We start from the raw sequence: 10681 nt of genomic DNA, 5'->3' as shown, positions 1-10681 counted from the left end.
GGCGCACTTGATGGGATATCCCGCGAAGCGCCTAGAGAGAACATAAGTACTTGACGTACTTGACGTACTTGACGTACTTGATATTCCAAGGGAGGATCGGATGGGAGGTTCAATGACGACCCTGCACTACGACACCTATACCGAGGCGCGCGCTCATCTGAAGGATCTTCTGGATGCGGCCGAGCGTGGGCAGACCGCCACCCTCCGTCGGGACGCGGTCAGAGCTGCCGTTGTGGATGCAGAGCGTCTGCGGAATTTCCTGGCCACGGTGACCCCGTCCCGTGCTGAGGTGGTGTCCGAAGATGATGGTTGGTCTGTTTTCATTCCCGGACTTCCGGTGGCGGCGGATGGCGCTGACTTCAATACGGCGATCAACGAGATGATCGATGCTCTCCGCGAGTACGCCGAAGACTGGCAAGATCATCTTCTTGATGCGCCCAATCACCGGGACAACTGGGGACTGGTCCAGTTGATCGCCCTTAGCGATGACGATGAACTCCGTCGCTGGCTGACAGGGCAGGCGGCGTGATCTGGCCTTCGGCTACCAGGGAAGATCACGAGAAGTTCTGTCTGGCAGAGGGATGGACCAGTGTCCGTGACGCGCGGGGCCGTTCGGGAACCCACCACGTGACCTATGAACTTCGCCTTCCGGACGGCCGGATCCTGCGGACCAGGATCTCTCATCCGCCTGATCGCACTTCCTATGGCCGCAACCTCTGGGCACACATCCTTCGTGACCAGCTCAACGTTTCCGAGGAGGAGTTCTGGAGATGCGTCAGGGAAGGGGAGAGTCCGGACCGCGGTATACCTGCCGCACCGGCGGAGACGCTTCCCGCCGATCTCGTCCACTTGCTGATCGCGCGGGTCGGTCTTACCGAGGCGGAGATCATGAAGATGACCAGGGAAGAGGCCATCGCCAGGCTGCACACCTTCTGGGCCGATGGAACGTGACATTTAGGTACTGAGCCATCTCCACGCTCACTCCAGGAGAGCAGTCAGGCGCTTGGGGGCGACGATCCGGTAAGCGTCGATGATGATCTCGGCGATCTCCGCCCAGTCCTGCGGGACGTCGAGATAGACGCCGAGCCAGCCCCGGTGGCCGACGTACGGCGGGCGGAAGAAGCGCCCGGGGTCCTGCGTGATCAGGACCTCCTGCATGCCGGGAGGGGCGGCGCACCAGAAGGCGAGCCGATCGCCGTGGTGGTGGTCGGCGTACATCACGAACGTCTTCTTGTCCCGGATGAACCAGGTCGGCTCGCCGTGGCTGAGCCGTTCGGTGGTCTCGGGCAGCGCCAGGCAGAGCCGGCGCAGGGACTCCAGCGGATCGTCATCCATGATCGGACGGTACTTCACCGGGGGAGAGGGCGCGGCTTCCGGTACTTCGTCTCAGAAGGGCACGTGCCGCTTCCCTCCGGCGAGACCGGTCGGGGAGGCGCGCGGTGGAGCGCTGATGACCGACCAAGGGTCAGAGGTCGAGCTCGCCGAGTTTGACGCCGCCGACGAAGGCGTCCCAGCCGGCCCGGGTGAGGAAGAGCTTGGGGCCGTCGGGGCCCTTGGAGTCACGGACGACGTGGAGGGGACCGGCACCGGACTCGGGGGTGTCCACGACGGTCACCTCCACGCAGTTCCCACCGCTGGAGCCGCTGAGGGAGGACTTGCGCCAGGCGGCGCCGGTCAGGTCTGCTGCCACTTCGTCATCACCTTCGCGATCAGGTCGGCGCTGGCCTGCGCGGGCAGGGCCACCGAGCGGATTGCCTCGTATCTCTTGCAGATCACCGCCACGTCACGCGGGTGGTCCGTCACATGTCCCACGGCGGCGGACTCCACGAAAACACTATCCAGGCTTCCTTCGACCCCCGCAATGAAGAAACCTCCCTCCATACCGGCGATCGCGCCTCCGGTCGCGCCCGCGCCCTCCGGCACGACCTGGATGGAGACGTGCTTGCGCTCGGCCACGGCGAGCAGCGCCGCGAGCTGGTCGCGCCCGGTCGTCCACCCACATGGCGGGGCGCCCATGCGGCCGGCCACCCACACGGCCAGACGTCCACCCGTTACCCCGGCCACCCGCCCGCCGCCGGGCTTCCGGTCAGCGGGCCTGTTCGCGCCAGGCGTTGGTGATGGGGAGGCGGCGGTCGCGGCCGAAGTTCTTCGGGGTGATCTTCGGACCCGGCGGGTACTGGCGGCGCTTGTACTCGGCGACGTCCACCAGGTGGATGACCCTGGCCACCAGCTCCGGGTCGTGGCCGACCGCGACGAGCTGGGCCGAGCCCATGTCGTTCTCGACGTAGTCGCCGAGCAGCCGGTCGAGCACGTCGTACGGCGGCAGGGAGTCGGTGTCGCGCTGGCCGGGCCGCAGTTCGGCGCTCGGCTCCTTGGAGATGGAGTTCTCCGGGATCGGCGGCCGGTCGAAGCCGTACAGGAAGTCGCCGGAGGTGCCCGCCTGGGCGTTGCGCCAGCGGGACAGCTCCCAGACCTGGGTCTTGAGCACGTCCTTGATGGGAGCGAAGCCGCCGGCGGAGTCGCCGTAGAGGGTGGAGTAGCCGACCGCCAGCTCGCTCTTGTTGCCGGTGGTGAGCACCAGGTGGCCGTGCTCGTTGGACAGGCCCATCAGGATCATGCCGCGCACCCGGGCCTGGAGGTTCTCCGAGGCCAGGCCGGACAGCTCGATCTCCTTCTCGAACGCCTCGACGATGTCGGCGATCGGCACCTCCCGGGCGTTGATCCCCTGCCGGTCCACCAGCTCCCGGGCGTCGCTCAGCGAGTGCTCGGAGGAGTAGCGCGAGGGCAGCATGATCGCGTGGACCCGGTCGGGGCCGACGGCGTCGGAGGCGATCGTGGCGGTCAGCGCCGAGTCGATCCCGCCGGACAGGCCCAGGATGACCGACCGGAAGCCGTTCTTGGCGACGTAGTCGCGAAGCCCCAGCACAAGGGCCGAGTAGATCTCGGCGAGGTCGTCCAGGCGCGGCGCCACGGAGGGGGGCTGCGGCGCGTAGGGCTCGACGGGGAACGCGGCCAGCTCCACCCGCTCCACCGTGATCACCGTGCCGTCGTGGGCGTCCACCTGGAACGTCCCCAGCCCGCCGTACCGGGCCTCCGGCAGTTCCAGGTCGGTGATCAGGAGCTCCTCGGAGAACTGCGCGGCCCGCGCGACGAGCTCGCCGGAGGCCGAGACGATGATCGAGTCGCCGTCGAAGACCAGCTCGTCCTGCCCGCCGACCTGGTTGGCGTAGGCGAGGGCGCAGCCCGCCTCCCGCGCCCGCCTCGCGACCAGCTCCAGCCGGACGTCGTCCTTCTCCTTCTCGTACGGCGAGGCGTTCGGCACCACCAGCAGCCCGGCTCCGGCCTCGGCCACGACCGAGACGGGCCCGCCGTCCTGCCAGAGGTCCTCGCAGACGGCGATCGCCACGTCCACCCCGTGCAGGCGGAAGATCGGCAGGCGGTCGCCCCGCACGAAGTAGCGGTACTCGTCGAAGACACCGTAGTTCGGCAGGTGGTGCTTGGCGGTCCTGGTGACGACCCGGCCGCGGTGCAGCAGCGCGGCGGCGTCCAGCGGGGCGCCCTTGGGCTGTCCGATCCGGGGCGCCAGGTCGGCCCGGTCGACGTAGCCCACGACCACCGGGATCTCGCCGAGGCCCTCGTCGGCCAGCCGCCGGGCGGCGTCCTCGACCGCGGCGATCGACGCCTCCACGAACGAGCTGCGCAGCACGAGGTCCTCGGCCGGGTAGCCGGTCAGGAACATCTCGGTGAAGACCACCAGGTGCGCGCCCCGGTCGGCGGCGCGCCTCGTCCACTCGACGAGCCTGTCCGCGTTGCCGGCGAGGTCGCCGACGACGGGGTCGGTCTGGGCGAGGGCGATACGGAGTTGAGCCACGTCCCCACCCTATTCCCGGGCCTCGCGGGAGATGGTGACGGGCCGTCCGGGGAAGGCGATGGGGCGCCCGGGCCGTCAGGGGAAGGGGGCGGGCCGCCCGGGGAAGGGGGCGGCCCGTACCCGTCAGCCGGTGACGCCGAGCAGGCCGAGCCTCCGCGCGGTGGCGGGCTCGGTGACGCGCCGGACCTCCTTCCCCGAGCGGTCGAGGACGACGATCGTGTTGGCCGAGGCGCCCTTCACCCGGACGGCCAGGCGGCCGTCGCGCAGGTAGTGGGCGCTCAGCGCACTGCCCTTCACCGGGATGGCGATCTTCTTGCCGGTCATCGTGTCGTAGATCGACGGGCTGTACCAGACGGGCCAGGAGCCGTCGCCGCCCGGGGCGTCCGCGGAGATCGTCCGCACCACGACCCGCCGCCCGTCGGGCGAGACGCTCCCCACGTGGTTGGCGAGCCTGATGCCGGGCGCCTTGCGGGAGCGGTGGGTGCGGGTGTCGAGCAGGTGGACGCCGACGGTGTCCCCGGCGTAGCCGGCGAGCGTCCCGCCGTCGGCCGACCAGGCCAGGTGGCAGACGCCGAGGGTGCGGCCGAGGACGGTGACCCGCCCGCCGGAGGCGCCGACCGCGGCCACCGTCGCGGCCTCCGAGTCGCCCCTCCTGGGGAAGGCGATGCGCCTGCCGTCGGCGCTCCAGGCGGGCGTCATGCACGGCCCGCCGTAGGCCGCGCCGGTGGCGACGACCTTGTCCCCGGCGGCCGACCTGACGTGCAGCCGGCCCTTGGCGTCGATCCAGGCGACGCGCCCGCCGTCCGGCGACGCGGAGAACTGGCCGACGAAGGAACCGTCGCCCGACGGGATGGTCACCGCCCGCCCGCCGGGCCCGGCCGTCACCCGGACGCCACCGTCCTTGTAGTCGAAGTAGACGCCGCGTACGGTGGCCGCGGCCGGGGCCGCCGCGGGACCCGCCGCGGAGGCGGTGGTCGCGGTCGTCCCGGCGGACGCCTGGGCGGTCGCGGAGAGAGCGGGGGCGGTCACGACGAGCGCGGCGCCGGCGACCAGGGTCCGGTATTTCACAACGATCTCCTTGGAACGGTTCGTCTGCTGGTTGTTAGAGCGCCGAGCGGTATGGAAGGTTCACATCCGCCCGGAAGCGGAGCCGAAAGGCCGTGCCCGCCAGGCCGGGGCGCCGAAGGCTCCGTCCGGCCGGGAAGGCCCGCTCCGGCGGAGGGTTCACGCCCGCCCGGCCGGCGCCGGGGGCTCGCGGCCCGCCGGGAGCGGCAGGACGGCCTCCACGACGGTGCCGCCACCCGCCGCCACGCCGACCACGCACGTCCCGCCCAGCTCGGCGGCGCGCTCGCGCATCGACAGCAGGCCCACGCCGGAGCGCGCCGTCTCCGGGAGCCCCTTGCCGTCGTCCCGCACCCGCACCGTCAGCGACTCCCCGCGGGCCAGCGAGACCGTCGCGGTCCGGGCCCCGGCGTGCTTGCGGATGTTGGTCAGCGCCTCCTGGGCGATCCGGTAGGCGGCCACCTCGGCGGCGGCGGGCAGGTCGGACAGGTCGCCCGCCGTCTCCACGGACACCTCGGGGTCCCCCTCGGCGGCCAGCGCCCGCACGGCTCCGGCCAGGCCCAGCTCGTCCAGGGTCGGCGGGCGCAGGCCGTACACCAGCTCCCTGACCTCCCGGCTGACCGTGTCCATGGCGCCGCGCAGCTCGCCCAGCAGCAGGTCGGCCGAGTCGGGGGAGGTGCGCAGGGTGATCCTGGCCATGTTGATCGACATGGCCATGTCGGTCAGCGCGTGCCCGAGCCCGTCGTGCAGGTCGCGGCGCAGGCGGCGGCGTTCCTCCTCGCGGGCGCTCAGGATGCGCTCGCGGGAGCGACGCAGGTCGGCGGTCATCCGTACGGCGTGCACGACGTCCGCGACGTACGGCGTGGCCGCCGCGATGAGCCGGTCGTTGTGCGCGGCGGCGAACCGGCGGGGGCCGGGGGAGCCCAGCAGCAGCCGCCCGACCGGCTCACCGTGCCAGATCAGCGGCACCGCCCGGGGGGCCGGGCCGAGCAGCCCGATCTCCGCCGGTCTGCCCTCCGCGCCGTCCACCTCGACCGCGACCCCGGTGACGCTCAGCACGTCACGGATCACCGCGGCCATGGCGGCGAGCGCGTTCACCGGCTCCGTCTGGGCGGCCTCCGCGGCCAGCCGCGCGGTCAGCGCGCGGGGGTCGCCGCGCGTGCCGTACAGGAGCCGGTCGGCCCACAGCCGCAGCACGCGGCGGAGCGGGTGGAAGACCGCGCCGGCGAACAGCGCCGCGATCGCCCCGCCAACCGGGGCGTAGTCGGACAGGAACAGCCCGGCCACGGCGCCCGCGCCGAAGTAGACCACGCTGACCGCGGCGATCAGCCCGGCGGCCACGAAGGCGCGGCTCGCGACGGTTTCTATGCCGTAGAGCCGGTAGCGCAGCACGGCGAAGGCGATGGAGACCGGGATCAGCCCGGTGAGGACGGTCGCCGGCAGCCACCAGGAGGGGCCGCCGAGCAGGACCACCACGTACAGGCCGAACGTGCTCAGCGGCCAGGCGATCTGGCGGCGCAGCACCGGGTCGCCGCTCCGGAACCGGACGGCCAGGGAGGCCAGGGCCAGGACGGCCATGACGTTGATCGCCCAGGTCGAGGCCAGGAGCATCCACTCCAGGTGGGGCGCCAGCGCCTCGACGGCGAACGGGTTCGGGACGATCCTCGGCAGCGGGTAGTTCCGGAGCGGCGGGGTCGGGCGGGTGATCGAGCGGAACGCCTCCGCCGCCATGACGGTGAACGCCAGCGCCGCCACCGGGCGCCAGCGCCGCGAGGGCAGCCGCCCGTCGGGGGAGTACAGCGGCAGCACGGTGGCCAGCAGGATGCCGCCGAAGATCCAGCCGATCCCGGAGGCGTGGCGGTAGTACCCGGCGGCCTCCATCGCGCCGTCGGCGCCCGAGCGCAGCATCATGGCGCCGGCGAAGGCGCTGACCGCGCAGCCGAACCCGCCCAGGCACATCAGCCAGGCGGTGGGCGGGCGGGAGCGGTGGGCCAGCAGGAACGCCCCGACCAGGGGGAAGGTCACGCCGACCGACATCTCCGGGGTGGCGGGCACGTCCCCGGCCCAGCCCGGGGGGAGCTGCCGGTAGGTGACGTATCCGGCGACGGTGAGCGTGACGGACACGACGGCCGACACGACGGCGACGATCCGCCGGGCGGAGACGGGCAGCGCCCGCCGGGCGGGCCGCCCGGTCCCCGGACCGGCCCCCGAACCGCCCGCCGGACCGGCCGCCGGTCCGGAGGCGTCCGCCAGGCCGGCGCCGTCGTCCGGCCCTCCGCCGGGCCGGGTGCGCCCGGCCACCGCTACCTGCCCGGCCCGCCGGGGTTGACCAGCCCCGACTCGTACGCCGCGACGACGAGCTGGGCGCGGTCGTGCAGCCCGAGGTGGTCCAGGAGCCTGGTCACCGACTGCGCCACCGAGGGCTCGGGAACCGACAGGGTCGCGGCGATCTGGCGGTTGGTGAGCCCGCGGGCGACCAGCTTCATCAGGTCCAGTTCGGCGTCGCCGAGACCGGCGAGGGCGGGCGGGGCGGAGGGGTCGGTCCGCCCCGCGAAGGCGGCGATCAGCCGGGTGGTGACGGCGGGGTCGATCAGCGCGTCCCCGGCCTGCGCGGCCCGCATCGCGCCGATGAGCTGCTCGGGGGCGGAGGTCTTGAGCACGAAGCCGCTCACCCCGGCCCGCAGCGCCGCGTACAGGTTGTCGTCCGTGCCGAACGTGGTCATCATGATCACCTTCGGTGGCGCGTCGTCGGCCAGGATGCGCCGCGCGGCGGTCAGGCCGTCCAGCCGGGGCATCTGGATGTCCATCAGCACCAGGTCGGGGGAGGTCTCGCGGACGGCCGTGATCGCCCGTTCGCCGTCCTCGGCCTCGGCGACCAGCTGGAAGCCGGGCTCGCTGTCCAGCACGACCCGCAGGCCGGTGCGGACCAGCGCCTGGTCGTCGGCCACCACCACGCGCAGCACCCGCGGACCGTCCGCCTCCGCCGGGGCCGTCGCGGAGACCGGCGCCTCCCGGCCTTCCCGGGCCTCACCGGGGCCCGGTGACCCTCCGGCAGCGGGCGATCCGCCTGTGGCGGGCGGTGCGGGCGGCAGGTCCAGGTGGGGGGCCTGCGACAGCATGTCGGACTCCAGCCGCTGCAGGGCCGGGCCGAGGTCCAGGCCCAGCTCGTCACGGAGCAGCGTGCGGGCGCGCCGGAGGGCGCCCAGCGCGTCCCCCTGCCGGCCGCTGCGGTAGAGCGCCAGCGCGAGCAGCCGCCAGGCCTCCTCCCGCAGCGGGTGGGCGGAGGCGTGGGCCTCCAGGTCGGCCACCAGCGCACCGGACGGCCCGAGCCGCAGGCCCGCGTCGGCGCGGCGCTCCACCGCGACCAGCCGCAGCTCCTCCAGCCTGCCCGCCTCGGTCACCGCCCACTGCAGGTCGGAGAACTCGGCCAGGGCCGGTCCCCGCCACAGCGCGAGGGCCCGGCCCAGACGCTCCCACACCTCGGCGGGCCCGCCCGTCGCCTCCTTCACCGCGCGCTCGAACGTCCAGGCGTCCACCTGCTCGGGGACGGCGCGCAGCGCGTAACCGGGCGGGGCGGAGACCAGGACCTCCGCCTCCTCCCGGGGGGCGCGGCCGGGCTCCAGGGCGCGCCGCAGGCGCGAGACGTATCCCTGGACGGTGGACAGGGCCTGGGCGGGGGGCTCACCGGGCCACAGCTCGTCGATGAGCATGCTCACCGGTACGGCGCGGCCGCCCGCGACGAGCAGCCGGGCCAGCACGGCCCTCTGGCGCTGCCCGCCGAGATCGACGTGGTCCCCGTCATGGCGTGCCTGGAACGGTCCCAGGGCCCGAAACGTCAGCATCTCAGGCGTAAGCGTAGAGCCACCGCGTCCAAGGTCATACCTGCCCCACCTGCCATCGTTCGCCGACTGAAGAGAATCATCGGTAGTCGAAACCGCACATTCAAGGTGGGTGGCTGCACCACTTCGGTCACAGATCTTCGCCCGGAAAGCGGAAAATCCCCCTAAGGGTGAAATAACCAAATATGTGGTGCTATGTCCCGACCCTCCATTCCGTGACGGGGGGACCGTACCGCGCGGGAACAGCAATCGGATCAACAACGGTTCAACGCGCTCCGGGGCGGGCCCGGTGTTCCCGGGACCGTACGGCGGCCCGCCACCTGCCCCGGAGCGCGAGGGAGACGCGGGACCGGTTCCGCGACGGGTCCGGCGCCCCGGGCCGGCTCCGGCGTCACCCCTCCGGCGTCACCCCTCCGGCGTCACCCCTCCGGCGTCACCTCTCCGGCTCTGCTCACGCCTCCGGCTCCGCCGTCACGCCTCCGGCGAGGCCGCGCGGCGGCGCAGCGCCGGACGGATCGCGAACAGGCCCGCCGCCGCGACCAGGTTGACCCCGCCGACGGTCAGCCACAGCGTGACGGGACCGGCTTCGAGCAGGCGGGTTCCGGCCAGCGGGGCGAGCATGGCCCCGCCCGACATGGCCAGGCCGTACACGCCGGCGTATCGTCCGCGCAGGTGGGTCGGGGCGAGGACCGCCACGATCGCGCCCGGCAGTCCCGCGGTGAGGATCTCGCCCAGCGTCCAGACGACCACGCCCGCCGCGTACCCGGCGACGCTGGAGACGAAGGCGGTCAGCGCGAAGCCCGCGCTGATGACGATCAGGCCGGTGGCGAAAACGGTGCCGGGGTCGCGCCTGCCGAGCCAGTCGCCGGTCAGCGGCTGCAGGATCACGATCAGCACGCCGTTCACCGCGATCACCAGGCCGTAGTCGACCGTGGAGAAGCCCGAGTGGCTCATCGCCACCGGCAGGGTGGTGAACGCCTGGGTGTAGGCCATGCTGTACAGCAGGGAGATCAGGCAGTAGACGATCATCAGCCGGTCGCCGAGCAGCGCGGCGAGCCCGCCGCTCCGCGTCCCGGCGCGATCCCCGGCCGGAGTCCCGCCGTCCCGGAGCCGGTCGCCCTCGCCCTGGAGTCCGCCGCCGTCCGAGGGCCCGCCGTCCGAGGGCCCGCCGTTCCCGCCCATGGACCCGGTGCGGCCCCGCTCGGATCCGGCGCGGCCCGCGCGCCGGGGCAGCGTCTCGGGCACCGCCCGCCACACCAGCAGGCCGAAGGCCACCGAGGTGAGGGCGTTGACGGCGAACATCCACCCGTACCCGGCGCGGGCGAGCCAGCCTCCGGCGACCATCGCCACCGAGAAGCCCAGGTTCAGCGCCCAGAAGAGCAGGCCGTAGGCGCGCGGCCGGTCGGCGGGGGAGACGAGGTCCGCCACCAGCGCGCTGGAGGCCGGCCGGTAGGCGTCGATCGCCAGGCCCAGCACGAACATCGACGCCACGATCGCCGGGAACGAGCTGCTCGCGCCCAGCGCCGCCATGGCGGCGGCGGTCGCCGTCATGCCGCCGGCCAGCGTGATCCGCCTGCCGTACCGGTCGGCCAGCCAGCCCGCGGGGACCTGGGAGATCAGCGAACCGGCCCCGAACACCGTCATCACCGTGCCGGCCGCGGTCAGGGACATGCCGCGGGACTCGATCAGGTAGACGCCGATGAACGGCTGGACCATCATGCCCACGCGGTTCACCAGCGTGCCGGCCCACAGGGCCCAGAACGGCCGGGGCAGACCGCCCAGCTTCGACCGCAGGAAACCGAAAGAACCGGACGGCCCGCCGGAGCCGGGGGAGCCGGGGGAGCCGGGGGAGCCGGGCGGCGAGCCGGGTCCGGCGACGGTCGTGCTCGTCATGACGGCATGATTGGAC

At 73.0% G+C, this 10681-nt stretch carries 10 protein-coding genes; 2 read left to right on the top strand and 8 right to left on the bottom strand.

The features are described 5' to 3' along the window. Positions 1–112: 112 nt before the first annotated feature. Together AB0D67_RS25305 and AB0D67_RS25300 are read left to right on the top strand one after the other, a co-directional pair. Positions 113–529 (top strand): prevent-host-death protein, encoded by a 417-nt coding sequence (locus tag AB0D67_RS25305; protein WP_362940545.1) that lies wholly within the window; start codon positions 113–115, stop codon positions 527–529. 98 nt (positions 530–627) lie between these two features. Further along, entirely contained in the window at positions 628–951 is a 324-nt protein-coding gene (locus AB0D67_RS25300; protein WP_362940542.1) for a cytotoxic translational repressor of toxin-antitoxin stability system, read from the top strand. A gap of 27 nt (positions 952–978) precedes the next feature. Here the strand turns inward: AB0D67_RS25300 and AB0D67_RS25295 are convergent, their stop codons facing one another. The 8 genes from AB0D67_RS25295 to AB0D67_RS25260 form a co-directional block, all read right to left on the bottom strand. Then, entirely contained in the window at positions 979–1335 is a 357-nt protein-coding gene (locus AB0D67_RS25295; protein ID WP_362940539.1) for an MmcQ/YjbR family DNA-binding protein, read from the bottom strand. 130 nt (positions 1336–1465) lie between these two features. Next, positions 1466–1690 carry a DUF397 domain-containing protein gene (locus AB0D67_RS25290; RefSeq protein WP_362940536.1) on the bottom strand — a complete coding sequence of 75 codons (225 nt, stop codon included), beginning with the start codon at positions 1688–1690 and terminating at the stop codon, positions 1466–1468. Beyond that, positions 1675–2016, bottom strand: a complete 342-nt coding sequence (locus tag AB0D67_RS25285; protein ID WP_362940533.1) for a Scr1 family TA system antitoxin-like transcriptional regulator — start codon at positions 2014–2016, stop codon at positions 1675–1677. The genes AB0D67_RS25290 and AB0D67_RS25285 overlap by 16 nt, the downstream gene beginning before the upstream one ends. Positions 2017–2086: 70 nt before the next feature. Further along, positions 2087–3871, bottom strand: a complete 1785-nt coding sequence (locus AB0D67_RS25280) for an NAD+ synthase (RefSeq protein ID WP_362940530.1) — start codon at positions 3869–3871, stop codon at positions 2087–2089. Positions 3872–3994: 123 nt separating this feature from the next. Next, positions 3995–4939, bottom strand: a complete 945-nt coding sequence (locus AB0D67_RS25275; protein ID WP_362940527.1) for a hypothetical protein — start codon at positions 4937–4939, stop codon at positions 3995–3997. 156 nt (positions 4940–5095) lie between these two features. Continuing rightward, positions 5096–7234 (bottom strand): sensor histidine kinase, encoded by a 2139-nt coding sequence (locus AB0D67_RS25270; protein WP_362940524.1) that lies wholly within the window; start codon positions 7232–7234, stop codon positions 5096–5098. A gap of 2 nt (positions 7235–7236) precedes the next feature. Continuing rightward, positions 7237–8775 carry a BTAD domain-containing putative transcriptional regulator gene (locus tag AB0D67_RS25265; protein ID WP_362940521.1) on the bottom strand — a complete coding sequence of 513 codons (1539 nt, stop codon included), beginning with the start codon at positions 8773–8775 and terminating at the stop codon, positions 7237–7239. 468 nt (positions 8776–9243) lie between these two features. Then, on the bottom strand, positions 9244–10665 hold the full coding sequence (locus tag AB0D67_RS25260; RefSeq protein WP_362940518.1) for an MFS transporter: 1422 nt from the start codon (positions 10663–10665) through the stop codon (positions 9244–9246). Positions 10666–10681: the final 16 nt, after the last annotated feature.

The organism is Streptosporangium sp. NPDC048047, assembly GCF_040653115.1.
In the GTDB taxonomy this organism is placed as follows: domain Bacteria; phylum Actinomycetota; class Actinomycetes; order Streptosporangiales; family Streptosporangiaceae; genus Streptosporangium.
Note: the sequence above shows the minus strand (reverse complement) of the source record. Positions and strands in the feature narration are given on the sequence as shown.

Excerpts from the sequence above, each read along its gene's own strand:
- AB0D67_RS25295 (WP_362940539.1), bottom strand. The coding sequence starts at position 1,335 with ATGGATGACGATCCGCTGGAGTCCCTGCGCCGGCTCTGCCTGGCGCTG.
- AB0D67_RS25305 (WP_362940545.1), top strand. The coding sequence starts at position 113 with ATGACGACCCTGCACTACGACACCTATACCGAGGCGCGCGCTCATCTG.
- AB0D67_RS25265 (WP_362940521.1), bottom strand. The coding sequence starts at position 8,775 with ATGCTGACGTTTCGGGCCCTGGGACCGTTCCAGGCACGCCATGACGGG.
- AB0D67_RS25285 (WP_362940533.1), bottom strand. The coding sequence starts at position 2,016 with ATGGGCGCCCCGCCATGTGGGTGGACGACCGGGCGCGACCAGCTCGCG.
- AB0D67_RS25260 (WP_362940518.1), bottom strand. The coding sequence starts at position 10,665 with ATGACGAGCACGACCGTCGCCGGACCCGGCTCGCCGCCCGGCTCCCCC.